Below are 23533 nucleotides of genomic sequence, written 5' to 3'. Positions count from 1 at the left end.
CTGCCGAAAACAAGTTGCTCGAAATTTGGGTGAACGGTCCGAATCAGTCGCTTGGGAGAATTATGCTAATGGTGCGACTCGCCTATCTGTTGTTTATTATCGCGAAAGCAGAAACCTCACATTTTATTGGCATGGCAATTTGTGACAATTTCGGAGGGCTTAACAATCGGCATTTTATGCATGAATATGCGATCGGCTCCGAGTTATGTGTGCCGCACGTGTTTATCGTGAGCCTTCTTCCCGGGGCGGGCCGTTGCTGGAAACCGTTTCAGATCCCGGATTTGTCGCCGCGCCTTCCGAGGCGCGGCGACAAATCCGGGATCAAATTAAGATCCGAAATTCGTCACGCCCGTTGGCGCCGTGCGCGCCGGTTTCGGTACACTGGTGCGACACCCAGGAGGTCGCGATGCGTCGCTTCGCCAATGCTCGTGTGCTGCTCGTTTCGCTCGTCGCGTGTGGCTCACCGCCGCCCACATGCGGGGCCGAACCGAACGCCCCGGACACCAACCTCGTGTTCCGCGGCGCCACCATTTACGACGGCACCGGCGCGAAGCCCGCGAAGGGCGACGTTCACATCAAGGGCGACAAGATCGCGGCCGTCGGAATGGTGGGAAAGGTTGAGGGCGCGCGCGAGGTGAACGCCGACGGGCTGGCGATGTGCCCGGGGTTCATCGACCTGCACACGCACTGCGACCCCGGCCTGACGGGCAAAACGGGCAAGTTCAACAAGAACTACGTCGCCCAGGGCTGCACGCTCGCGGTCACCGGCAACTGCGGTTCCGGACCGGTCGACGTCGGGGCGTTCTTCAAGAAGCTCGAAGAGGGCGGCGTGGGCACGAACGTGATCCACCTCGCCCCGCACAACGGCATCCGGGCGGAGGTGATGAAGAACGCCAACCGCCCGCCCACCGCAGACGAACTGAAGAGAATGGAGCAACTCACCGACAGGGCCATGAGGGACGGCGCGTGGGGGCTCTCGACGGGACTGATCTACAACCCCGGCACCTACTCCAAAACTGACGAGATCGTCGCACTGGCGAAGGTCGCGGCGAGGCACGGCGGGCTGTACGCCAGCCACATCCGCAACGAGGGCGGCGGGCTGCTCGGGGCGATCGAAGAGGCGCTGACCATCGGGAAGGAGTCGGGGTGCCGCGTTCACGTCTCGCACATCAAGGCGAGCGGCAAGTCGGCGTGGGGCAAGTCGAGTGACGCCATCGCGCTGATCGAGGCCGCACGCACGAAGGGCGCGGAGGTGACCGCCGACCAGTACCCCTACGTCGCGAGTTCCACCTCCCTGCGTGCGACGCTGGTGCCCGCGAAGTACCGCGAAGGCACCGAGAAGGAGTACGTCGCCCGGCTCGACGACCCGCGGACCGGCCCCAAGATCAAGGCCGACATCGAAAAGGACCTGGGCGGCCGGGACGGCGGTAAGCGCATCCAGATCGCGCGCTACGCCGGGAACCCGAAGTGGCAGGGCAAGAACCTCACGACCATCGCCGAGGGCGAAAAGAAGGAGCCGATCGACATCGTTCTGGAGATCGAGCGGAACGGCGGGGCGCAGGTCGTCAACTTCGGGATGACCGAAGAGGACGTGCGGCTTTACATGAAACAGCCGTGGGTGGCGACCGCGAGCGACGGCGGCGTTCAAGCGCCGGGCGCGACGGTCCCGCACCCGCGGAGCTACGGCACGTTCCCGCGGAAGATCGGCCTTTACGCCGTCGAGGAGAAGATCGTTCCGGTCGAGTTCGCGGTCCGCAGCTCCACCGGACTGCCGGCCGACATCCTGAAGCTGACCGACCGCGGGTATCTGAAGCCGGGGCACTTCGCGGACGTCGTCGTGTTCGACCCGAAAGCGTTCCGCGACACCGCCACCTTCGAGAAGCCGCACCAGTACGCCGCCGGCTTAAAGTGGGTGCTCGTGAACGGTCATCCCGCGATCAAGGACGGCGAATATCAGGAGGTGCTCGGCGGTCGGGTGCTACGGCACCGTTGAACGCTGTGACGCCAGGTCTGATTGAAGGGCGTCGGTAGTTTGCAGGGCCACCCGCCGGCCGGCCGGCGGGTACAACCGATGCCCTGTCGAGCCGTTACTCTTTAACCGGATGTGGCATCACTCGTCATCGCGGAACGCCTTCTTCGCCTTGAACAGTTCCAGCCGCGCCTCCAACGTCTTGCGATCGCCCGCAGGGATCGCCTTCGCCTCGAGCGCCTTTTGAAGCTCGGTTACCGCCGCCTCAAAGTCCCCTGCCGCGGCGTGCGCCGCGGCGAGCGTGTCGCGGAACCCCCAGGCCCCGTCCAGCGCGACCGCCTTCTTCGCCGCCTCCACCGCCTTCTTGCCGTCGCGGTGCTTCTCGTCCGGGCAGGTGGCCAGGTGCCACGCGAGCGAGTTGAGCCGCGCCGCCGACGGGTCGAGTTTGGCCGCGGACTCGAACCCGGCGGTGGCCGCGTCGTACTTCTTCAGCTTCGCCAGTGCCCGTGCCCGGTACCACACCGCCGCCGCGAACTGCGGGTCGAGTTCGATCGCCCGGTCGCAGTCGGCCACCGCCTTCTCGTAGTCCTTCTTGTTCAGCAGCGCGTGCCCCCGGTTGCTGTAAGCGACCGCGTATTTCGGGTCGGCCTTCAGCACCGTGGTGAAGTCCTCAATGGCCTTATCATACTCCTTCTTGTTGATCCACACGGTGCCACGGTTGTTGAGAGCGGCCGAACTGTTCGGGGACAGCTTGAGGTACTCGGTGTAATCCGCGATCGCGGCGTCGTGCTTGCCGTTTTCGTTGTTGCTCGCGGCGCGCATGAACAGCGCCCAACTGTTCTGCGGGTCGGCCTTCAGCAGCGCGTCGAAGTGGGCGACCGCCGCCTCTTTGGGAACCAGGTCGTCCTTGACGACCCACCCCTCGCGGTACCGGTCGCGGACCCGCACCCAGCCGTCGCCGTTGTCCCGCACCACAACAAAAGAGATGCCGGTGAGCGTGAAGAACGTGGACCGGCCCTTCTCGTCGCGGTCCCCGAACTGCACCTGGTTGGCGCTCCTTTTCGCCAGCACCTTCGCCCCGGCGGCCCACAGCTTCGCGGGATCGATCTTGGGGGCCGGGGCGCCCTTCCGGGGCATCTCGCGGCCGGCGAACAGCTCCACCTCGGTTTTGAACAGGACACCGGTCTCGTCGACGAACTCGAGGTACACGCCGTCGTCCGACTTGACGGTGAGCGTTTGGCCCAGCGTCACCTCGGCACCGTCGCGAAGGATCCCGCCGGCCTGCCTGGTGCCGAGCCGGGTGGTCGTGCGCAGCCGGACGGTTTTGTCGGCCCAGTTCTGGTCCTGGCCGACCGCTGCGGCGGTCAACACCGCAACGGTCGCGAGAGCGAAAATGCGAGTCATGGGCGCCTCCGAGGTGACCGCACCAGTGTACCGGTGCGCCCGCCGACGGTCAAAGCCCTTACCGCGGGCGGTCACTCGGCCCCGGAGATCACCTCGCCGTCGTTGCGCACCGCGAACCGGCGCAGGTTCGCGGCGTCGATGCTGTTCCGCACGGCACGGACGCTGCCGTCGCAGAACACGAAGTTGCACACGCCCGTGTGCCAGCTCCCGAACCGGCGGGCGTAGAACGCGTCCCCGCGGGTGCTCGGGGTCACGTCGGTCGGCCCCTTCGCCAGGGGGTCGTCCGGCCCGGCCACGCGCCCGGAGTACGTGGTCCACACGCCGTTGTAGATCGACCCGTCGCCCACCTTCGCGCGCCCGAACATGCCCTGCGGGATGTGCTTCTCGCCCGCCAGGAACGTGTTGCTCAGCCCGTCGCTGATGCTGCCGAAGTGGGTCAGCCCCTTGAAGCTGGTCCCGACCGGGGCCTGCCCCTGGATCAGCGCGCCGTTAGCCCGGACGCTGGCCCACGCGATGTCGGTCGTGTTTCCCGGGTAGTTGTCCACGGTGCCCACGCTGCCCGCGTAGTCGCCCAGCGCCCCGGGCGGGTTGTTGGTCCCGGCGAACCGGGCGTCGGTGCCCGGCCCCGGGAAGTTCGGGGGCGGCGACGCGTCGGCCGGAATCACGTCCTCCTGCGTGCTCAGCGTGCCCGGGCTGCGGCGGCTCGGGCAGTAGAAGCTCTTGACGTGGAACTGGCGCCCGTTCGCGTTGGTCGTGGAGGAATAGTTCGCGGTCGGCGTCCACAGGTTCCGCAGGTTGTCCTGTTCCATGTACGGCATAATGAGCACGAACCACGTGACCGTGTTGTTGGTCACCCGCAGCGGCGGCAGCGTCCCCACAGAGTCGTGGTAGTTGTGGGCGGCCAGCCCGAGCTGCTTGAGGTTGTTCTGGCAGCTCATGCGGGCGGCCGCCTCACGGACCTTCTGCACTGCGGGCAACAGCAGCCCGATCAGGATCGCAATAATTGCGATCACCACCAGCAATTCAATGAGCGTGAACCCGCGCGGGCGCGTGCGGCGCCCGAGGCGAAGACCCGGGAGAGACATCGGAGCCTCCGAAATAAGAGCGGACCGAGGTGCTTGCAAATCCGAACGAGATGACACTGCTATTGGAGCAGTAGCAGTACGTTAATCGATCTCTAACGATTCGGTCTTGGCGGATCGGGTCAATCCGATTGGCGGATCGGGCCAACTTCGCGCAACACCGGCACGGCCGCACCGGACCCGCGCCACCGGCCCGGGGACTGCCCGGTGTGCCGCTTGAACGCGCGGTAGAACGCGGACAGGTCCTCGTACCCGCACTCGAACGCGATCGAGGTGATGCCGCGGGCGGTGTCCCGGAGCAGTCGGCACGCGTACTCGACGCGGACCCGCTCGACGTACTCGGCGAACGGGCACCCCGCCGCGGCGCGGAACAGGCGGGTGAACGAGCGCCGGCTCAGCCCCAACTCGGCGGCGGCCCGGTCGAGCCGCGGCGGCTCGTAGAACCGGCGGTCGAGGTCGGAGCGGAACCGCTCGACCGCCTCGCGCCCGGTCTCGCGGCGGGGGGCGCCCGCGGCGGGCCGGGGCGCGGACCGGGCGACCAGCGCCACCAGTTGCAGGGCCAGCCCGACCATCTTCGCGCGCCCGCCGGGCAGCGTGTCGGTCTGCTCGTGGAACATCTGGCGCAGCCCGGCGCGGACGCGGGCGGCCAGCACCCGCGAGCCGGGCACGACGCCGGCCCGCTCGTTGAGTTGCAGTTCGGGGTCGCACGCCAGCAGTTCGGCGGAAACGCCGATGCCGTACAGGGTGAGCGGCGCGTCGCGGTCCGCGATCTGGTGGACCACGCCCGGCGGCACGACGACCACGTCGCCGGGGCCGCACGCGTGCCCGCGCCCGGCGAGAACGAACGTCCCGCGGCCGTCGAGGGCGTAGAAGAGTTCGGCGAACGGGTGGCTCTCGGGCTCCATCACGAACCCGTGGTCGTGCTGCGTCTCCCACACGTAGACCCCGTGTGCGGGAAGTACGACCGCGACCGGCGCGCGGCGCGCGTTCATCGAGTGGCCCCTCGGGAGAGTTGGAGGGCGCGCGCAGTTTAACGCGCCGCCCCGGGCGTGTCACGTCGCGACGCGGCATAGAATTTCGGGCACGGAGGTTCCCATGCTGCCATTCCCGACGGACCCGGTGCCGCCGCTGCACGGTGTGCGCGTCCTCGACGCGGCCCGCGTGCTGGCGGGGCCGTTCTGCGGCCAACTGCTCGCCGACCTCGGCGCCGAGGTCATCAAGCTCGAGCGCCCCGGCCAGGGCGACGACACCCGCGGGTGGGGGCCGCCCTACGTGCCCGGGTTCGGCGACCTGTCGGCGTACTTCCTGTCGTGCAACCGCGGGAAGCGGTCGCTCACGCTCGACATTGCGAGCGCCGAAGGCGGCGAACTGTTTCACCAACTGCTCGCGAAAAGCGACGTACTGCTGGAGAACTTTCGCACCGACAGCGCGGACAAGCTCGGGCTGACGCCGGACGCGCTGCTTGCGAAGCACCCGCGGCTGATCGCGTGCTCGATCTCGGGCTTCGGCCGCACCGGACCGCTCAAAGACGCCCCGGGGTACGACTTCGCGGTTCAGGCGCTGTCGGGCCTGATGAGCATCACCGGACCCGCCGAGGGGCCGCCTTACAAGGTGGGTGTGGCGGTCGTGGACATCCTGACCGGCCTCTACGCCGCGAACGCGGTGCTCGCGGCGCTGCACGCGCGGTCCCGGAGCGGTCACGGGTACGCGATCGACCTCGCGCTCGCCGACTGCGCGCTCGCGGCGCAGGTGAACGTAGCGCAGGCGTACCTGACCGGCGGCACCGTGCCGTCCCGGCAGGGGAACGCGCACCTTCAGATCGTCCCGTACCAACTGTTCGCCACAGCCGACGGCTGGCTGGTGCTCAACGTCGGCAACGATTCGCAGTGGCGCGCGTTCTGCGCCGCGGCGGGCACGCCGGAACTCGGCAGCGCCCCCGCGTTCGCGACCAACCGGCAGCGGGTGGAGCGCCGCGCCGAGGTGGTCCCGATGGTAGAAGCCCTGATGAAACGGCTGGGCACCGCTGAGTGGGAAACGCGCCTGACGAAAGCGAACGTCCCGCACGCGGTGGTGCGCACCTACGCCGACGTGTTCGCCGATCCGCAAATGCTGGCCCGGGGGATGAAGCTCACGGTGCGCGACCCGGCGGGCAACCCGGTGGACCTGATCGGCTCACCGCTGCACGTCCACGGCGCCGCCGCGCCCGAACCGACGATGCCGCCGCGCCTCGGCGCCCAAACGGACGCGATACTCGCCGAGTTGCTGGGCCTCGGCGCCGACGCCGTTCGCACGTTGCGCGACAAGGGCGTGGTGTGACCGTTCGACCTTCCGCGGCTGTGCAGCAACAGATACGCTGTTGCGCATACGCAGGAGGAGCCCATGCTTATCGGTACCGCGCGACTCGAACTCGCTTACCGATATGCCGCCGCCGCGTACCGGTTCGCGGAACGCCGGTGCCACGACGACGTCGTACCGGCCCACGCTGAGCAACGCGATATCACGCGCTGGCCGTTGGAAGTTGTGCGTGGCGTCCGGAGCGATGTGCAGCCGTTCACGAACTTGCTGATTCAGTTCCCGCAAAGCGGAACGAACGAGCCGGGTCAAATCAAACCGGATAACGCACTCTTCATTCACCCGTACCCACTCGCACCGGGCGACAGCTACAACACTCCGCTGCAACCGGTGGGACCGTTTCTGGTGCTGGAATACGTATCGAAGGCGAGCGCCCGCAAGGACGAGGAAACGAGCTACGCGAAGTACGAACAGGAGCTGAAGGTTCCGTACTATTTGCTGTTCTACCCGGACGCGGACGAGTTTACGCTGTTCCGGCTGGGCGAGAAGGGCTACACATCCGTGGTGCCGAACGCACTCGGCCGGTGCCCGATCCCGGAACTGGAACTCGAAGTCGGGCAACTCGGGCGGTGGGTGCGGTACTGGTTCCGCGGCGAGTTGCTCCCGCTTCCGGGCGACCTGCTAAAAGAACGAGACGCCGCGCTCCAGCAGCGCGACGACGCCCAGCGGCAACTGAGCGCCGAACGACAGGTGCGGCAAACGGCCGAGGCGGAACTGGCCAGGCTGCGTGAAGAGCTGGCGAAAGCCAGGGGACAGGAGTTAAGGGCACAATGCGACCGTGCCGCCAGTGCCGAGCGCCGATCGAGAACCGCGTCGCGGTCTGCCCGCAGTGCGGAACCGCGCAAGGCGACACGCCGAAACCGAACACCGCCCCGTCTCCGCCGCAAACGCAACGTGCGCTCACGCGGCAGATCTCGGAAGGCGTCTCTGATACCGGCGGGCTGGGGCTGGCAGTCATTCCGTTTGTGTTCGTGTTTCCGTTCGTGCTTGCCTGCGGCGCCGTCGGGTACCTGCTTGCCGGGCAGACCGGCGCGGCCGTCGGGGGCGTTGGCGCCGTCGCTCTGGCGCTGGGCGCTGTCATGTGGACCGAATCGGGGGGCTGACGGCGCGCACGCCGTCCTTACAATCTCCGGCACGCATCGAACCCCGCCTCCCTCTTCCGGAGTTCCTCACGTGCCGACCAACGGATCACTCAACCGCAAGCTCCGCATGGGCCTCATCGGCGGCGGGCAGGGCTCCTTCATCGGCCGCGTCCACGCCACCGCGGCCGTGCTCGACAACCGCGCGGCGCTCGTCGCCGGCGCGCTGTCCAGCGACGCGGCCCGCGCGAAGGCGTCCGCGAGCGATTACGACATCCCCGCCGAACGCGCTTACACCTCTTACAAGGAGATGGCCGAGGCCGAAGCCAAGCGGGCCGACAAGGTCGATTTCGTTTCCGTCGCGACGCCGAACCACACCCACTTCGAGATCGCCAAGACCTTCACCGAAGCCGGGTTCAACGTCATCTGCGACAAGCCCCTCACGTTCGACCTGGCCCAAGCGGAAGAGCTGCTGAAGGTGGTTGAGAAGTCCGGCGTGGTGTTCGCGGTGACGCACAACTACACCGGCTACCCGCTGGTGCGGCAGGCCCGCGAGATGGTACTCAACGGCGAACTCGGCGAGATCAACGCGATCCGCTCGAACTACATCCAGGGCTGGCTCCGCGACCGACTGGAGACGGGCGGGCAGAAGCAGGCGGCCTGGCGCACCGACCCCAGCAAGAGCGGGATCGCCGGGTGCTTCGGCGACATCGGCACCCACGCCTACAACCTCGGCCGGTTCATCACCGGGCTGCTGCCGACCGAGATCTCGTGCAGCCTGAAGATCTTCGCCGACGGCCGCGCCCTCGACGACTACGGCGTCGCGCTGGTCCGGTTCGAGAACGGCGCGCTGGCGACCGTCACCGCCAGCCAGATCTCGCACGGCCGCGAGAACGACCTCTTCATCGAGGTGGACGGCACGAAGGGCGCGATCGAGTGGCACCAGGAGGAGCCGAACAAGCTGCTCGTGCGCAAGAACGGCGAGCCGCACAAGCTGTACACCCGCAACGGCGGCCCGTACCTTGGCGCCGCGCACGGCGCGAGCGTGCGCCTGCCGAGCGGCCACCCCGAGGCGTTCTTCGAGGCGTTCGCGAACGTCTACGGCACCGCCTACGACGCGATGGTGAAGCGCGCCGCGGGGGAGTCGTTCGAGACCGTGAACACGGTTTACCCGAACGTCTACGACGGCGTGGAGGGTATGCTGTTCATCACGAAGTGCGTGGAGAGCAGCAAGCAGAACGGCGGGTGGATCGCGTTCCACCACCCGAAGAGCCGCAAGTAACCCCGCGAGGGCCGCGACGTGTCACGCAATCGGGTGCTGGTCGTTGTCGCGGCCCTGTGCGTACTGACGTGCGTCGGGTTGCTGTTCCCGGCCGTTCAGAAGGTGCGGGAAGCAGCGGCGCGGATGACCTGCCAAAGCAACTTCAAGTGGTGGGCCACGATACTGCACACCCACGCCGATGCACACTATCGCGGTCCGGACGCGCCGTGGGATGATCGCACTACTGTTTTTCTGACCGGGACGGTGCAGAACCCGGCTCTCCCGCCAGAGCGGCGATTGAGTTGGTTGGTGGAAGTGTTGCCTTACGCCGAACAAGGTCGGGCGTACAACAAATTCGACCTGATGCGTGGGGCCGACGATCCGGTCAACGAAGGGGCCGCCAGCAACCGCTTCCGTAACTTGGTGTGCCCGTCGTCTGGCGAGTACGACCACAACACGTCCCGTTGGAAATCGCCGACTCCAATCACGCACTACGTTGGCGTCGCGGGCATTGGGACTGATGCAGCCGAACTGCCTCTGAAACACCCACGAGCGGGCGTGTTCGGCTACGACCGGCGCACCTCGCTGAAGGACGGCTTCCCCGACGGCACATCAAACACGCTGCTCCTCATCGAAACCGCGAACGAGCCCGGGCACTGGGCCTTCGGCGGGCGCGCGACCGTGCGCGGGTTCGAGCCCGGAACGGCGCCGTACATCGGCCCCGGGCGGCCGTTCGGCGGGTTCCACAACGGCGGCCCTGTGCTGGTCGGCGAGCGGTTGCACACCTGCACCGTGGCGTTTGCCGACACGTCAGTGCGGTCGCTCACCAGCGCGACCGCTCCGGAGGTACTGGAGGCGTTGGCAACCGTTGGCGGGCGGGAAGACGTCCCGCCCCCGTGATGACGATGAGCGGTAACCAAAGGCCGTAACCGCGACGGCATCGGCGGTGCTGTACCGATTTCGCGGCACCGGCAGGCTGCGCCCATCGGCAGCGAGCGCAAACCACTGGTGCGCTGTTTCACGCACCACTCAACCGCCGCGGCAACTCCTTGAGGAATGCCTGTGCCACAAAGACGAGAACGGGTAGCCGCGACCGGGCGGTAAATGATCGCAACACGTGTGTGAACGAGAGCCGGCCCGGACAGGTTTGCCTGTCCGGGCCGGCTCTCGTTTACATGCCCATTCCAGACGCGGTATCACGCCACCGCAGGCTCCGGCACCTCGACGGTCGTTTGGCGAACTGGCACATCGAGCACCGGCGTTTCGAGTACCGGCACCGCGACCGCTGCCGATTCAGCCGCCGGAGCCGCGACCACCGGCACTTCGACCGTCAGCTTCAGCGGCCCCACCACCACCGGAGCCGCCACGCCCATCACCTCGTTCGCGAGGGCGGCGTAGTCGGTCGCACCGCTGCTCTTCGGCGCGTAGGCGAACACGCTCTTGCCGAAGCTCGGGCACTCCGCCAGTTTGATGTTGCGCCGGATCCTCGTGCCGAACACCTTGGCGTTCGCCCACGGCACGTTCGCCCCGCGGCTCTGCGCCAGGAACGTGGTCAGGTCCGTGACCACCTCCTGAGCGAGTTTGGTGGCAGCGTCGTAGAGGCACACCACGACCCCGGTGACCGTGAGCTTGGGGTTGATGCGCCGGGCCACGAGCGCCGTCGTTTCGAGCAGCTTGCTCAGCCCGTGCAGCGCGAGGAAGTGCGGCTGGAGCGGGATGAACACCTCGTCCGCGGCGGCCAGCGCGTTGAGCGTCAGCACCCCCAGCGACGGGCCGCAGTCCATCAGCACGTAATCGAACGCGGTCGCGTCCGCCGCCAGGGCCTCGCGGAGGATCACCTCGCGGCCCACGATGCCCGCGAGTTCCACCTCGGCCGCCGCCAGGTTGATGTCCGACGGGATCAGGCTCAGGTTGTCGCCCACCGTGCGGCGCACCTCGGCGACCGGCTTGTTGGACACCAGCACGTCGTACAGGGACGGCAGCGTGCCGTCCGGCTCGGCCCCGAGGTGGGTGCTGGCGTGCGCCTGCGGGTCCAGGTCGATCACGCACACCCGCTTGCCCGCCAGCGCCAGCGCCGCCGCGAGGTTCGCGGTGGTTGTCGTCTTCCCGACCCCGCCCTTCTGATTGATGACCGCGATGGTCCGCATGGTGTGTCCTCCTGACGCCGCATTCGCCCGCCGGCGCGGAACTTGCTTCTTGCCGCAACTCTCATCACGCTTATAACCTGAGTAACCTCTCCCCGACCAGCCCAACCGCGCGGCCCGAAATCGGCCCACAGGGCGCCCGTTGCGTGCTGTCCACCACCTTTACTGAGTTGCGCCGCGGCGCGGCGCGGAACAGGAGTCTCCTCCCGATGTCGAACCCCCGTCAGGCCGCGATTCAAGCCATCGCGACGACCGAATACGACCTGAACCAGATCGACTTCCGCACCGCGCACCTGAAGGAGCTGTTCGGCACGCTGGTGTTCAGCGAGGAGGTGCAGAAGCAGCGGCTCCCGAAGCCGGTGTTCAAGGCCCTCCAGAAGACCATCAAGCAGGGCGCGCAGCTCACCGACCCGGCCGTCGCCGACGCCGTCGCCAGCGCTATGAAGGACTGGGCCATCGAGCACGGCGCCACCCACTTCACCCACCTGTTCCAGCCCATGACCGGGCTGACCGCCGAGAAGCACGACAGCTTCCTGGCCCCGACCGGCACCGGCAGCGCGGTGTCCGAGTTCAGCGGCAAGGAGCTGGTGAAGGGCGAGCCGGACGCGAGCAGCTTCCCGAGCGGCGGCATCCGCGCCACGTTCGAGGCCCGCGGGTACACCGGGTGGGACCCGACCTCGCCGGCGTACATCCGCGAGACCCCGAACGGCGCCACCCTCGTCATCCCGACCGTGTTCGTGTCGTGGACCGGTGAGGCGCTCGACAAGAAGACCCCGCTGCTCCGCAGCATGGAGGCCCTGAGCCACCAGGCGCTCCGCATCGTGAAGCTGTTCGGCAACGCCGAGGCCAAGAAGGTGTTCACCACCGTCGGCCCGGAGCAGGAATACTTCCTCATCGACAAGAACTTCCTGTTCGCCCGCCCGGACCTGCTGAACTGCGGCCGCACCCTGTTCGGCGCCAAGCCGCCGAAGGGCCAGGAGCTCGAGGACCAGTACTTCGGCACCATCCCGGAGCGGGTCATCGCGTGCATGGCCGAGTGCGAGGCCGAGATGTTCAAGCTCGGCATCCCGGTGAAGACCCGGCACAACGAGGTGGCCCCGAGCCAGTACGAGATCGCCCCGATCTTCGAGGACTCGAACCTCGCGACCGACCACAACCAGCTCACGATGGACGTGATGCGGCGCACCGCCGAGAAGTACGGCCTCGTGTGCCTGCTGCACGAGAAGCCGTTCGCCGGCATCAACGGGTCGGGCAAGCACAACAACTGGTCCATGTCCACCGACCTGGGCGAGAACCTGCTCGAGCCGGGCCAGACCCCGCACGACAACGCGCAGTTCCTGGTGTTCTGCGTCGCGGTGATCCGCGCCGTCGCCAAGTACCCCGAGCTGCTCCGCGTCACGGTCGCCAGTGCGGGCAACGACCACCGCCTGGGCGCCAACGAGGCCCCGCCGGCCATCATCTCGATCTTCCTGGGCGACCAGCTCCAGGACATCATGGACCAGCTCGAAAAGGGCAAGCCCGAGAAGACCCTGCCGGGCGGGTTCATGGAGGTGGGGGTCAGCGTGCTGCCGAAGCTGCCGCGCGACGCCGGGGACCGCAACCGCACCAGCCCGTTCGCCTTCACCGGCAACAAGTTCGAGTTCCGCGCCGTGGGATCGAGCTTCAGCATCGGCGGGCCGAACACGGTGCTGAACACGATCGTGGCCGAGTCGCTCGACTTCGTCGCCACCCAGCTTGAGGCGGCGGTGAAGGGCGGCACCCCGCTCAACGCCGCGATCCAGAACCTGCTCCCGAGCATCCTGAAGGAGTCCAAGAAGGTCGTCTTCAACGGCGACGGGTACAGCGAGGAGTGGCACAAGGAGGCCGAGCGCCGCGGGCTGCCGAACCTGAAGAACACCGTGGACGCGCTGCCGGTGATCGTCCGCAAGGACTCGGTGGAGCTGTTCACCAAGTACAAGGTGTTCACCGAGCGCGAGCTGACCAGCCGGTACAACATCTTCAGCGAGAAGTACGTCAAGGAGATCACCATCGAGGCCAACACGATGGTGAACATGGCCAAGACGATGATCCTGCCGGCGGCGCTGCGGTACCAGGCCGAGGTGGCGGCGGCGGTGAACGCGACCAAGGCGGCCGGCGTGGACCCGGCGGCGCAGCTCGACCACCTGAAGGAGCTGGTCACCACGACCGGCGAGTTCCAGAAGGCGACCGCGGCGCTGGCGCACGCGGCGGGCCACGAGCACGCCGGCGACCCGTACGACCACGCGAAGGCGGTGCGCGACACCGTGCTGCCGAAGATGGTGGCGCTGCGCGAGCTGGGCGACAAGCTCGAAACGATGGTCGCCGACGACCTGTGGCCGCTCCCGACCTACCGCGAGATGCTGTTCATCAAGTAAGCAAGAGTGAGTGAAACGAAGTGGCCCGCGGGGTTAAAACCCCGCGGGCCACTTCATTATCCGGTTATCGACGCCACGAACGTTAGTCACAGACCGGCGGCTTCGGCCTCGCGGGTACTGGCCCGGCTGCCGGTGGCGCGTCGGTCGGAAGCTGGCCCTCCTCCAGGGCCGCGATCTGCCGCTTCAGTTCGGCCTCATAGCCGCGGTATCGAGCGATCTGGCGGCTCCAACCCGCATCGGCGCGACGCTCAAGCGCCTTCCGCGTCTTCTCGGTGGACGCGAGGAGCTGTCGGTGGCTATCGAGCAGCCGGCTGCGGATGTCGGCGCCGAGTTGCTGCGGGGGCTGTTGAGGGGACGCCCCCACCAACTCGAACAGGGTAACGAGCGCCAGGGTCGGTAGTGCGCACATCGGCAAACCTCCGCAAGGGACCGGGACGGAACCAGTTCAAACGCTACCCGACAGCCCTGACGGCGGGAAATACGGATCGGGGATTGTGAGCGGCGCCGGAACAGGCGGCAGCAACTCTGACCGTTCCCCCGTTGCTACACTAACGGCACCACATTCACTCCGCGCACAGGGACCGCGCATGTTCCGTCGGTGTCTCGCCGCGTACCTGGTGTTCGTCTCGGCCCACGCCCTGCTCGGCTGCGGCGGGCCGAAGGCCGATCCCAACGAGACCTCTCCGCAGGCGCTGTACGACCAGCACTGCGCGAAGTGCCACGCCCGCGCCGGGCAGCCGGGCGGCCCCGGGATCGGCGGCTCGCGCGGCCCCGACATCTCGAAGACCGGCCGGGAGCACGACGCGAAGTGGCTCGCCGACTACATCCGCAACCCCAAGAGCGTGCGGCCCGACGCGCGGCTCATGCCCGCGTTCGAGGGGACGCTTACCGAGGCGCAGATTCAGGCCCTGGCCGAGCACCTCGCCGCCCAGAAGTAGCCCGAAACGCGCACACCCGGGCGCGGCCCGCTGTCGCCGGTCGGCGGGGGCGTATAACACGCTTCATGTCACGCAAACCTTCTGTCCTCATCACCGGCGCGTCGGGCGAGATCGGGCACGCGCTGATCTCGCGCCTGTCCCGCACCGACCCCGAGCGGCCCATCGTCACCCTGGACCTGAACCCGCTCCCGCCCGAGTCGGCGAAGCTGGTCCGGCAGGCGGTGTCCGGGTCGATCCTCGACCCCGCGCTGCTCGACGGGCTGCTGGCGCAGTACGAGGTGGACCACGTGTACCACCTCGCGGCGCTGCTCTCCACGCGGAGCGAGTTCAGCCCCGCCCTGGCGCACAAGGTGAACGTGGAGGGGACGCTCAACCTCCTGGAGTTCGCCCAGAAGCAGGGCGAGAGCCACGGCCGCCCGGTCGCGTTCTTCTACCCGTCGAGCATCGCGGCGTTCGGGCTCCCGGACCTCGGCGCGAAGGCCCGCGCCGGCCGGCTGAAGGAAGACGACTACAACGTGCCCACCACCATGTACGGCGCGAACAAGCTGTACTGCGAGCACCTGGGCCGGTACTACGCGCGGCACTACAAGCAGCTCGCGGCCGAGGTCATGAGCGGCAAGGTGGACTTCCGGTGCATCCGGTTCCCGGGGCTGATCTCGGCGGAAACGGTCCCCAGCGGCGGCACCAGCGACTACGCCCCCGAGATGATCCACGCCGCCGCCGCCGGGCAGCCGTACGCGTGCTTCGTGCGGCCGGACACCCGCATCCCGTTCATGGCGATGCCCGACGCCGTGGACGCGATCTTCCGTCTGATGGAGGCCCCGCGGGCGCGCCTCACCCGCACCGTGTACAACATCGGCGCGTTCGCCCCCAGCGCCGCCGAGATCGAGCAGGTGGTGCGGGCCGCGTTCCCGCGGGCGCAGATCACCACGCAGGTGGACGAGAAGCGCCAGGGGATCGTGGACTCGTGGCCCGCGGACGTGGACGACTCCGCCGCCCGCAGCGACTGGGGGCACCGGCCGGTGTACGGGTTCGCCTCCGCGTTCGGCGAGTACCTGATCCCGAGCATCAAGAAGCGGTACACCTGAGGCCGCACATCCGGACCGAATTAACCGCGGGCCGGCGAAACGACCCGCCTTTTCGCTTGCCGACGAAGTGCCAACGGGCTGACAATGGCGGGATGAAAAGCACCCCACCGTTGTCGGCCCGCTCCGCTTTCACCCTGATCGAGCTGTTGGTGGTGATCGCCATCATCGCGATCCTGATCGGGCTGCTGCTGCCCGCCGTGCAGAAGGTGCGCGAGGCGGCGGCCCGCATGAGCTGCCAGAACAACCTCAAGCAGCTCGGGCTGGCGCTGCACAACTTCCACGACGCGAGCGACGCCTTCCCGGCGTCCGGGTGGACGACCAGCGGCCCCGGGAACCCGAGCGGCAAGTACGTCGGCTGGCGCCCGCTCACGCTCCCGTACATCGAACAGGGGAACCTGCAAAAGCTGTACGACTTCGGCTCGAACTGGTGGGAGGGCACGAACCCGACCGCCGCCGCGGTGCCGGTGAAGGTGTTCCAGTGCCCGTCGGTGCCCGGTCGGGCGGAGGTGCTCAGCGCGGTGGCGAAGGCCCCGCGCCCGGCCATGACGTTCGCCAACCCGCTGGCCCCGACCGACTACGAGGCGCTGATGGGGGTGCAGCCGTCGGCGGTCAACCCGCACCTACCGGCCGCGCTCTACGACGCCAACAACCGGTTCGCGGTGCTGCACCGGAACTCGCGGGTGCGGGTCACCGACGTGACCGACGGCACCTCGACGACAATCATGCTGGTCGAGGCCGCGGGGCGCCCGCGGGTGTACCGCAACCGCACCGCCCGCGCGGACCTGAGCAACGACCAGGGCATCGGGTGGGCGGACAGCGAGGGGCCGTTCAGCTTCGACGGCGCGACGGCCGACGGTTCGGCCGAGGGGTGCGGGCCGGCGGGCGGGTGCACCTCGGTAATGAACCGCAAGAACGACAACGAGCCGTTCGCGTTCCACTCGGGCGGGGCGAACGTGGTGTTCGCGGACGGGCACGTGCAGTTCGTGCGCGATTCGGTGCCGCTGGCGACGTTCGCGGCGCTCAGCACCCGTGCCGCCGGTGAGGTGGTTGCGGGGGAGCTTTGAGCCTCACCACCCGGTCACGGCGTCGAGCGCCCAGCACCCCGGAATGTGGAGGTGCGGCCCGCGGCAGTGCGCGAGCAGGTGCTCGTCCTGGCACCCCGCCTCCTCGAGCGCGTCGGCCAGGATCGGCAGGGCCGAAAAGTCCCCGGTCGTGGCGATCTGGTTGGCGATCGACGGCACCGCCCCGTGGTTCCAGTCGAGCCACGCCGGGTCGATCCTGGGCGGGCTGAACGGGTTGCCGAACACCTCGCGGATCAGCTCGCACGCGCTGCGGTCGGCCTCCGCGGACCGCAGCGCCTCGCGGTCGGCCGTCAGGTACGTGAGCCCCCGCTGCCAGGGCGAGAAGCCGCCCGCCCCGCTCGGCCACTCGGTCCCGACGCGCTCCCGCTTTCCCTCGGGCAGCCGGGCGATAATCTCTTCACGGAACCGCACCCCGTCGAGCCGGCTCTTGGCGTCCGGCAGGTTCACCTGGCGCAGCATTTGCGCGAACCACCCCACGGGCGCCGCGGGCGAGCCCAGGGTGATCCGCGCGGCCAGCACCTGCGCCTCCTGGTACGCCTCCTGGCGCGCGCCGGACCGCACCGACGCGGCCCCGATGTCGAAGACCCGCTTCACCTCTTCCGTGTGGACCTGCGCCATCGCGCTGAGCCGGTGCGCGAACAGCCGCGCCCACGCGCTGTCCACGCCGAAGCTCCAGTCGAACGGGAGCGGATCGGGGATCTCGGGGGCGTGCGCCCGGACCACCTCGCGCCACAGGTGCGTCTCCTCGCTGTTCGCCGGCGGCCGGAAGGCGAACTGCTCGAGCGCCGCGAGGACGCGCTCGCCGAGGTCGGTGCGCGGCCCCGGCACCATGTGCCGCACCGCCGCGCACGTCAGGAGCAGGTACTTGCGCCCCCCGTTCGGCTGGACCCGCGAGAGGCGCAGCAGGTGCCGCGGGTTGGTCGCGGTGGTCCAGCTCTCTTCGGATGAGTTCGTCATTACGGCCAACCGGCCCCCGGCCCGTGATCGTTCGGTCAATTCGCTAATGGTTCGCACGGGAATCGGGCTCGCGAACGGAGAGGGGCGCACTCCCGGTTAATGATCGTCGATTCGGCGGCGGATTTTCGCCGGGCCTGAACCGAACCGTCCGACCCGGTAGAATTGCTCCGCGTGCCGAACTCACTTCTCCGAAACCGGTCCACGGGACGATGACATGCCTGCTGAAGTTTCGCGCCGGGAGCTGTTCGCCGCGGTGGCGGCCGTCGGGGTCGGGGGAACCACCTTCCAGCGCGCGGCGGTCGCCGCGGCGGCGCAGTCGAAGGTCGAGGCGGTGACGCCGGAAATGGTGCAGTCCGCCGAGTGGGTCGCCGGCATCACGCTCACCGAGCCGGAGCGGAAGGCCGTCGCGGCGGCGCTCACGAACACGCTCCGAAGCGTCGCCGCGCTGAACAAGCTTCCGATCAGCAACGCCGTCGGGCCGGCGGTCCACTTCGCCGCCGCGCCGGGAGAGCCGCCTTCGAAGGGCGGCCGCGGGGCGGTGGAACTGAGCCGCAAACCGGAGGGCGTGAATAAGCTCTACGGCGACGACCTCGCGTTCGCCCCGCTCGCCGACCTCGCCTTACAGGTGCGACACAAGTTCGTCTCGTCGACCGAACTGACCAAGCTCTACCTCGCCCGGCTCAAGAAGTACGACCCGGCCCTGCTGTGCGTGGTTTCGCTGACCGAGGAGGTGGCGCTCCGGCAGGCGGCCGAGGCCGACAAGGAGATCGCCGCCGGGAAGTACCGCGGACCGCTGCACGGCATCCCGTGGGCCGCGAAAGACCTGATCGCGTACCCGGGACACCCGACCACATGGGGCGCGGGGCACTTCAAGGACCAGACGTTCGAGGAAAAGGCGACCGTCGCGGCCCGGCTGGACTCCGCCGGCGCGGTGCTCGCGTGCAAAACCACCCTCGGCGCGCTGGCGTGGGGCGACGTGTGGTTCGGCGGCACCACGCGGAACCCGTGGAACATCAAGCAGGGGAGCAGCGGGTCGTCGGCGGGCACGGCGTCGGCGGTCGCGGCCGGGCTGGTCGGGTTCGGCCTCGGGAGCGAGACCCACGGCAGCATCGTGTCACCGTCCACGCGGTGCGGAGTGACGGGGCTGCGGCCCACGTTCGGGCGCGTCAGCCGGCACGGGTGCATGGCGCTGTGCTGGTCGCTCGATAAGGTCGGCCCGATGTGCCGCAGCGCTGAAGACTGCGCCCTGGTATTGGGCGCGATTCACGGGTTCGACGGCAAGGACGCGACCGCCCAGGACCGGCCGTTCGACTGGCCCGTGAAGGCGGACCTGAAGGAGTTGCGAGTCGGGTTCGTCGAGGGGCGGTTCGGCGGTCTGGCGGACGACGACCGGAAGGTGCTCGCCGACCTTGGTGTGAAGCTCGTGCCGATCACGCTCCCGGCCGGACCGGCCGGCGCGCTCATGAGCATGATTCTGGACGTGGAGTCGGCGGCGGCGTTCGACGACCTCACCCGGGAGGGGGTGAAGGAGAACATCGGGCTGTGGCCCAACACCTTCCGCCGCGGCCGCTTCGTGTCGGCGGTGGACTACTTGCGCGCCCAGCGCGCCCGCACCCTTTTGATGCGCGAGATGACCCAGGTGTTCGGGAAGGTGGACCTGTACGTCAACGGTAACGACCTCGCGCTCACGAACCTGACCGGCCACCCGACCGTCTGCTTGCCGAACGGGTTCACGAAGACGGGCGCGCCGACGGCGCTCACGTTCACCGGAAAGCTGTTCGGCGAGGGCGCGCTGCTGACATTGGCGAAAGCGTACCAGGACGCCACCGGGCACCACCGCAAGCGCCCGCCGCAAGAGGCATGGGTGCCGGAGAAGAAGGACGACAAGAAGGAGTAGCTGAGGCCAGAATTGCGGTGTGAGCGAGGGACAATACGGTTCCTCGCTCGCACCACAGCCTCATTCCAAGCATTTGAACGCGCGACTGGATGCACACCCCCACTCCAGGTGCCACGGCCAGCCCGAGGCAAGGGCTGGCATCACCAAAGTTCGGCGGAGAGGCCAAGACGATTTCGACATGATCAACAGGATATACAGGATGTCGATCCAACCGGCCTTCATCTCGTCTATCCTGTAATCCTGCCAAAAGCGCTCTTCGTGACCTCCGAGGCCCGCGAGGGCCGACGAAGCCGCATCCGTCCATTTCGCCACGCGCTCTTAACAACACCTCTGCCCCGTTGTTTGCTCCGTGCCTTTGAGCATCGCTCGATTCCGGTTCGCGCGATCGCGCGGGCTCCGCGGCCCCAGCTCTTCCGCCCGCGTTCCGATCGCGCCGGCAAACTGGACAACCCACGCAAGGGGTGCCGATCCCGTTATCGCATCCAGTTTGGGAAGACGGGAGCTATACGATGACGCACCTACTGCGCCGGGCGGCCGTGCCGGGCTTCGCGACTTTGGCGATTCTTGCGGGTTTGCTGGCATCGGTGCCGGTGGCGACTGCCGGTGACGGCGCGCCGAGTGCCCCCCGGCTCGAAATGCACGACCTTGTGCGGATGTCGAAGACCGACCTGGAGGCCCTGTACCTGGGCGCGCCGCCGGCGTCGATGCCGAGCGGGTTCGTTCCGGGACGAGCGATCAAAAACCCAGGGGGGCGGCTCACCGCAACGAACGCCCGCGCGACGCGGCTCGTGTGGCAGGGCAAAATCTTCCGCGACGACGCCACGATGATTAACCGCGTGTTCGGCATCGGGCGGGCGATCCCGGCGGACGTTTACCAGGGCGAAAGCCTGATCGACGGTCAGCCGTCGCTGATTCTCGACTACTCGGGCTCGAAGCTGTGGCCGGACGTGCGGGACGAACTCCGCGAGGTCGAGCCGGGCCTCTACTTGGGCGTGATGTACAAGGGCAAGCCGGCACGGCAGAAGATGTTCTTTACGCTCGACGCGCGGAAGTGAACGCCACAAGATGTCGAGATACACTTTCAGGGCAAAACGTGATCCCGGCGACTAACCTCGTGCCGCCATTTGGCCCGAGGTCAACGAAGTCTATTTCCCCTCGCCGCACGTTTCGGCCCCTCGCGGCTTGATTCCTGCGCCCGCAGGGCGTCCAGTTCTGCACGAACGGTAACCCGCGCCTCGTCGCACTTGCGGCGATAGTCTCACCAATAGCAACTCGAACAGGTGCAGTTGTTCGCTGATGCGCAATCGCCCGATGCGCTCGCGCAGCTCGTTCAGTTCGGCCTCGTTCGTCATTGAGCGCCCTCCTACACGTCCCGCTTGCTGAACCCGAGCAAGCCCGCGGCGGCGGCGGCCACGCTCAGCACGAACGCGCCGGTCAGGAACTGCGTCAGCGTCGCCGGGTTGTACTGCCCCTGGAGCATGAACTTCAGCCGCGCCAGTTGGCGATCCGGGGACGGCCACGGCTCCGGCATCAGCGTGAGCAGGAACCCGACGCCGTACAGCACCAGCCAGAACACCGTGATGCCCAGCATGGTGCTGTTGGCGAGCGCGCCGATGGCCACCCCCCACGACACGATGACCGCGAACAGCGCGCACACGACCAGCACCGCGGCCGCGGCCCCGCCCGGTGACAGGTCCGACTGGGCGTCGTCCTTGAAGAGGAAGTACGACGCGGCCACCACCCCGGCCGCGAGCGCCGCGAACGTGAGGGTCACCACGACGAGCCGGGCGTGCCACTTCGCCAGGAAGTACTGGTACCGGCTGATGCCGCGGCTCAGCACCGAGTCGGCCACGGTGCCGCGCTCGGAGCTGATGCTGGACACCGCCAGCACCACCACCAGCGCGAGGCTGCCGAGGATCATCAGCCGGAACAGGTCGCCGGTCTGCGCCGCGGCGCTCTGGAACATGCCGGCCTCTTTGTGCAGCCCGACGCGGTACAGCAGCAGCCCGGCGGCGGCGAACACGGTCATCAGCACCCACAGCCGGTACACCCAACTGCGCGCGGTCTGCCTCAGGTCCGTCTGAAGCACGGCCCAGTACGGCAGGAACTTGTTGAACCGCACCGTGACCACCGGCGGCGACGCGTCCATCTTCTTTCGCCCTTTATCCTTTGCCATGCGTCACCGGTTCACCTTCGTCGCAGTCAGTGGGGTGCGAGGTTCACGTGTCGGCTTCCGGCCGGTGACAACTGGGACGGCTGCTCCTACGCCGCTTCGACGTCCTTGTAGAGCCGGGCGAACCCGCGGCTCTCTTCCTTCTCCACCAGATCGAGGTACGCCTGCTCGGTCTGCATCCCGACGCTGCGCACCGTGATCAGGGTGATCTTGTGCTCCGCGAGCGCCTGGAACACCTGGGCCAGCACCGCCGCGTTGGGCGTCTCGTCGCCGAGCTTGATCTCCAGCCGCCGGAACCGCAGCGCCGCGTGGGTGACGTCCTTCATCCCGCGGACCACCTGCACGCACTTGGTGATGGACTTCTGCTCGCCGTCGAGGTCGAGTTCGTAGTGGTTCTTGCGGATGCGGCCCTTGAGGTCTTGCAGGCTGCCGTGGAAGATCAGTTGCCCCTTGTTCAGCACGCAGGCGTGGTTGCACACCTCGTCCACGTCGCTGAGGTTGTGGCTGCTGATGATGAGCGTCTTCTCGGCGGCGAGCGACTTGATGAGCTCCAGCATCGACCGGCGGGCCTCGATGTCGAGCCCGTGGGTGGGTTCGTCCCAGATGAGCAGGTCCGGCTCGTTGATGAGGCTCGCGGCGACCGCGAGGCGCGCGGTCATACCCGGGGTGAAGTGGGCGATGGACTCGCCCGAGTGCGGGAGCAGGTCGACGGCGCGGATCAGGGTCGCGAGCTTGGGCTTGCGCACGTCGGCGGGGAGCCCGAAGAGGCGCGCGATGTAGTCGAGGTACACGATGGGCGTCATGCCCTTCGGGAACTGCGGGTTGGTGGGGATGTAGCCGATGCGGCGGCGGAGGTCGGCGGCGTTGGGCGACATCGTCTGCTTGAACACCTTCGCCCAGCCCGCGGTCGGGCGGTGCAGCCCGAGGATGAGCCGCAGGAAGGTGGTCTTTCCGGCGCCGTTCGGCCCGAGCAAGCCGAGGACGCACCCCGGCTCGATGGTGAGCGAGACGTCGTTGAGCGCGATCTGCCGGTTCTGGTAGATCTTGGTCAGGTGCTGTGTTTCGACAACCAGTTCGGGACCGTCGTCAGCCACGGGCGCAACTCCCCCGGTGCGATTATTTCGCGTCTATCAAGCGCGTATAACCGCGGGGGTTTAACGAATCCAGGGCAGTTGTAAAACCGACAATCGCGAAACGGTAAGCTGTACGGGCGCCGAGTGATGAATGCGCTTAAAGTGCCGGTGGTACAGTCTATAGCGGCTGCTGATCCGGGGAAAAATCCCGAGTACGGAAGCCCCGTTGTGGCTCGGTTTGCGGCCCGCGTACCGGAAGAGATTTTTCCGCATCGCGGCGCGCGGAACGGATACCATTTCCGGTGATACCAAATCCGCTTGAAGAGTAACTACTCGGCAGTGCGTCGGTTGCACCCGCCGGCTGACACCGGCGGTTCGACGAGCCGCGGTCGAACCGCCGGTGTCAGCCGGCGGGTGGCGCTCCCAATCACCGATACTCTTCAATCGGATTTGGTATGACTTGTATCTCGACCAGCCAGACGCGGCACGTTGCAAGAGGGGTCTCGCCGGTGCGGGTGTCGCCCCCTTCGTCCCGACGACCGCCGGGCCGTTCGATTTGTTGAGGGCTCCCGCGTGCGAACTGCAGAACCGGCCGAGCGTGCTCCGCGCCGGGTAACGATAGCGACACGACTCGGCCGGGG

At 67.8% G+C, this 23533-nt stretch carries 18 protein-coding genes and 1 pseudogene; 11 read left to right on the top strand and 8 right to left on the bottom strand.

The window, feature by feature from the left end:
- The first annotated feature begins 406 nt into the window (after nt 1-406).
- Entirely contained in the window at nt 407-1993 is a 1587-nt protein-coding gene (locus GobsT_RS02885) for an N-acyl-D-amino-acid deacylase family protein (RefSeq protein ID WP_029601208.1), read from the top strand.
- 117 nt (nt 1994-2110) lie between these two features.
- Here the strand turns inward: GobsT_RS02885 and GobsT_RS02880 are convergent, their stop codons facing one another.
- The 3 genes from GobsT_RS02880 to GobsT_RS02870 form a co-directional block, all read right to left on the bottom strand.
- A complete protein-coding gene (locus tag GobsT_RS02880; protein ID WP_010047834.1) occupies nt 2111-3373 on the bottom strand; it encodes a tetratricopeptide repeat protein in 1263 nt (420 codons plus the stop codon).
- A 71-nt stretch (nt 3374-3444) separates the two neighbouring features.
- Nucleotides 3445-4458 (bottom strand): DUF1559 domain-containing protein, encoded by a 1014-nt coding sequence (locus GobsT_RS39285; RefSeq protein WP_010047836.1) that lies wholly within the window; start codon nt 4456-4458, stop codon nt 3445-3447.
- Nucleotides 4459-4577: 119 nt separating this feature from the next.
- On the bottom strand, nt 4578-5447 hold the full coding sequence (locus GobsT_RS02870) for an AraC family transcriptional regulator (protein WP_010047837.1): 870 nt from the start codon (nt 5445-5447) through the stop codon (nt 4578-4580).
- Nucleotides 5448-5550: 103 nt separating this feature from the next.
- Between GobsT_RS02870 and GobsT_RS02865 the strand changes: the two genes are divergently transcribed.
- The 4 genes and pseudogenes from GobsT_RS02865 (at nt 5551) to GobsT_RS02855 (ending at nt 10047) form a co-directional block, all read left to right on the top strand.
- Nucleotides 5551-6771 (top strand): CaiB/BaiF CoA transferase family protein, encoded by a 1221-nt coding sequence (locus tag GobsT_RS02865; protein WP_010047838.1) that lies wholly within the window; start codon nt 5551-5553, stop codon nt 6769-6771.
- Between the two features lie 63 nt (nt 6772-6834).
- Nucleotides 6835-7347: pseudogene (locus GobsT_RS40915) on the top strand (Uma2 family endonuclease); the annotation flags it as partial.
- Nucleotides 7348-8016: 669 nt separating this feature from the next.
- Nucleotides 8017-9168, top strand: coding sequence for a Gfo/Idh/MocA family protein (locus GobsT_RS40910; RefSeq protein ID WP_033199576.1), 1152 nt, complete (start codon nt 8017-8019; stop codon nt 9166-9168).
- An 18-nt stretch (nt 9169-9186) separates the two neighbouring features.
- On the top strand, nt 9187-10047 hold the full coding sequence (locus tag GobsT_RS02855; RefSeq protein ID WP_010047841.1) for a DUF1559 family PulG-like putative transporter: 861 nt from the start codon (nt 9187-9189) through the stop codon (nt 10045-10047).
- 296 nt (nt 10048-10343) lie between these two features.
- Here GobsT_RS02855 and GobsT_RS02850 read toward each other — a convergent pair whose 3' ends face one another.
- A complete protein-coding gene (locus GobsT_RS02850) occupies nt 10344-11294 on the bottom strand; it encodes a ParA family protein (RefSeq protein WP_010052038.1) in 951 nt (316 codons plus the stop codon).
- Nucleotides 11295-11500: 206 nt separating this feature from the next.
- Here GobsT_RS02850 and GobsT_RS02845 point away from each other — a divergent pair, with 206 nt between their 5' ends.
- Complete coding sequence (locus GobsT_RS02845; protein WP_010052040.1) at nt 11501-13684, top strand: glutamine synthetase III family protein; 2184 nt, start codon at nt 11501-11503, stop codon at nt 13682-13684.
- A gap of 82 nt (nt 13685-13766) precedes the next feature.
- Here GobsT_RS02845 and GobsT_RS02840 read toward each other — a convergent pair whose 3' ends face one another.
- On the bottom strand, nt 13767-14093 hold the full coding sequence (locus GobsT_RS02840; RefSeq protein WP_010048077.1) for a hypothetical protein: 327 nt from the start codon (nt 14091-14093) through the stop codon (nt 13767-13769).
- A 178-nt stretch (nt 14094-14271) separates the two neighbouring features.
- On the opposite strand from GobsT_RS02840, the gene GobsT_RS02835 reads away from it, so the two are divergent.
- The 3 genes from GobsT_RS02835 (at nt 14272) to GobsT_RS02825 (ending at nt 16774) form a co-directional block, all read left to right on the top strand.
- Complete coding sequence (locus GobsT_RS02835) at nt 14272-14622, top strand: c-type cytochrome (protein WP_010048078.1); 351 nt, start codon at nt 14272-14274, stop codon at nt 14620-14622.
- Between the two features lie 65 nt (nt 14623-14687).
- Nucleotides 14688-15710, top strand: coding sequence for an NAD-dependent epimerase/dehydratase family protein (locus GobsT_RS02830; protein ID WP_010048080.1), 1023 nt, complete (start codon nt 14688-14690; stop codon nt 15708-15710).
- 92 nt (nt 15711-15802) lie between these two features.
- A complete protein-coding gene (locus tag GobsT_RS02825) occupies nt 15803-16774 on the top strand; it encodes a DUF1559 domain-containing protein (RefSeq protein ID WP_010048081.1) in 972 nt (323 codons plus the stop codon).
- A 3-nt stretch (nt 16775-16777) separates the two neighbouring features.
- Here the strand turns inward: GobsT_RS02825 and GobsT_RS02820 are convergent, their stop codons facing one another.
- A complete protein-coding gene (locus GobsT_RS02820) occupies nt 16778-17749 on the bottom strand; it encodes a hypothetical protein (protein ID WP_010048083.1) in 972 nt (323 codons plus the stop codon).
- Between the two features lie 214 nt (nt 17750-17963).
- On the opposite strand from GobsT_RS02820, the gene GobsT_RS02815 reads away from it, so the two are divergent.
- The gene (locus tag GobsT_RS02815) at nt 17964-19646 is read left to right on the top strand and encodes an amidase (RefSeq protein ID WP_010048084.1); all 1683 of its coding nucleotides are present in this window, start codon (nt 17964-17966) and stop codon (nt 19644-19646) included.
- Nucleotides 19647-20155: 509 nt separating this feature from the next.
- Complete coding sequence (locus tag GobsT_RS02810) at nt 20156-20701, top strand: hypothetical protein (RefSeq protein WP_010048086.1); 546 nt, start codon at nt 20156-20158, stop codon at nt 20699-20701.
- A gap of 308 nt (nt 20702-21009) precedes the next feature.
- Here GobsT_RS02810 and GobsT_RS02805 read toward each other — a convergent pair whose 3' ends face one another.
- Both GobsT_RS02805 and GobsT_RS02800 read right to left on the bottom strand, forming a co-directional pair.
- Nucleotides 21010-21822 (bottom strand): ABC transporter permease, encoded by an 813-nt coding sequence (locus tag GobsT_RS02805; protein WP_010048087.1) that lies wholly within the window; start codon nt 21820-21822, stop codon nt 21010-21012.
- A gap of 86 nt (nt 21823-21908) precedes the next feature.
- Entirely contained in the window at nt 21909-22913 is a 1005-nt protein-coding gene (locus GobsT_RS02800) for an ABC transporter ATP-binding protein (RefSeq protein WP_010048088.1), read from the bottom strand.
- Between the last annotated feature and the right edge of the window lie 620 nt (nt 22914-23533).

The sequence above is a fragment of the Gemmata obscuriglobus genome (assembly GCF_008065095.1).
GTDB lineage: Bacteria > Planctomycetota > Planctomycetia > Gemmatales > Gemmataceae > Gemmata > Gemmata obscuriglobus.
The sequence above is the reverse complement of the archived record's forward strand: the minus strand, read 5'-3'. Positions and strand labels throughout refer to the sequence as shown.

What these genes read in the sequence shown, in the direction of transcription:
- GobsT_RS40910 (WP_033199576.1), top strand. Translation starts at nt 8,017, where the DNA reads ATGGGCCTCATCGGCGGCGGGCAGGGCTCCTTCATCGGCCGCGTCCAC.
- GobsT_RS02845 (WP_010052040.1), top strand. Translation starts at nt 11,501, where the DNA reads ATGTCGAACCCCCGTCAGGCCGCGATTCAAGCCATCGCGACGACCGAA.
- GobsT_RS02820 (WP_010048083.1), bottom strand. Translation starts at nt 17,749, where the DNA reads ATGACGAACTCATCCGAAGAGAGCTGGACCACCGCGACCAACCCGCGG.
- GobsT_RS02880 (WP_010047834.1), bottom strand. Translation starts at nt 3,373, where the DNA reads ATGACTCGCATTTTCGCTCTCGCGACCGTTGCGGTGTTGACCGCCGCA.
- GobsT_RS02815 (WP_010048084.1), top strand. Translation starts at nt 17,964, where the DNA reads ATGCCTGCTGAAGTTTCGCGCCGGGAGCTGTTCGCCGCGGTGGCGGCC.
- GobsT_RS02870 (WP_010047837.1), bottom strand. Translation starts at nt 5,447, where the DNA reads ATGAACGCGCGCCGCGCGCCGGTCGCGGTCGTACTTCCCGCACACGGG.
- GobsT_RS02865 (WP_010047838.1), top strand. Translation starts at nt 5,551, where the DNA reads ATGCTGCCATTCCCGACGGACCCGGTGCCGCCGCTGCACGGTGTGCGC.
- GobsT_RS02835 (WP_010048078.1), top strand. Translation starts at nt 14,272, where the DNA reads ATGTTCCGTCGGTGTCTCGCCGCGTACCTGGTGTTCGTCTCGGCCCAC.
- GobsT_RS02885 (WP_029601208.1), top strand. Translation starts at nt 407, where the DNA reads ATGCGTCGCTTCGCCAATGCTCGTGTGCTGCTCGTTTCGCTCGTCGCG.
- GobsT_RS02825 (WP_010048081.1), top strand. Translation starts at nt 15,803, where the DNA reads ATGAAAAGCACCCCACCGTTGTCGGCCCGCTCCGCTTTCACCCTGATC.
- GobsT_RS02830 (WP_010048080.1), top strand. Translation starts at nt 14,688, where the DNA reads ATGTCACGCAAACCTTCTGTCCTCATCACCGGCGCGTCGGGCGAGATC.
- GobsT_RS02840 (WP_010048077.1), bottom strand. Translation starts at nt 14,093, where the DNA reads ATGTGCGCACTACCGACCCTGGCGCTCGTTACCCTGTTCGAGTTGGTG.
- GobsT_RS02850 (WP_010052038.1), bottom strand. Translation starts at nt 11,294, where the DNA reads ATGCGGACCATCGCGGTCATCAATCAGAAGGGCGGGGTCGGGAAGACG.
- GobsT_RS02810 (WP_010048086.1), top strand. Translation starts at nt 20,156, where the DNA reads ATGACGCACCTACTGCGCCGGGCGGCCGTGCCGGGCTTCGCGACTTTG.
- GobsT_RS39285 (WP_010047836.1), bottom strand. Translation starts at nt 4,458, where the DNA reads ATGTCTCTCCCGGGTCTTCGCCTCGGGCGCCGCACGCGCCCGCGCGGG.
- GobsT_RS02805 (WP_010048087.1), bottom strand. Translation starts at nt 21,822, where the DNA reads ATGGCAAAGGATAAAGGGCGAAAGAAGATGGACGCGTCGCCGCCGGTG.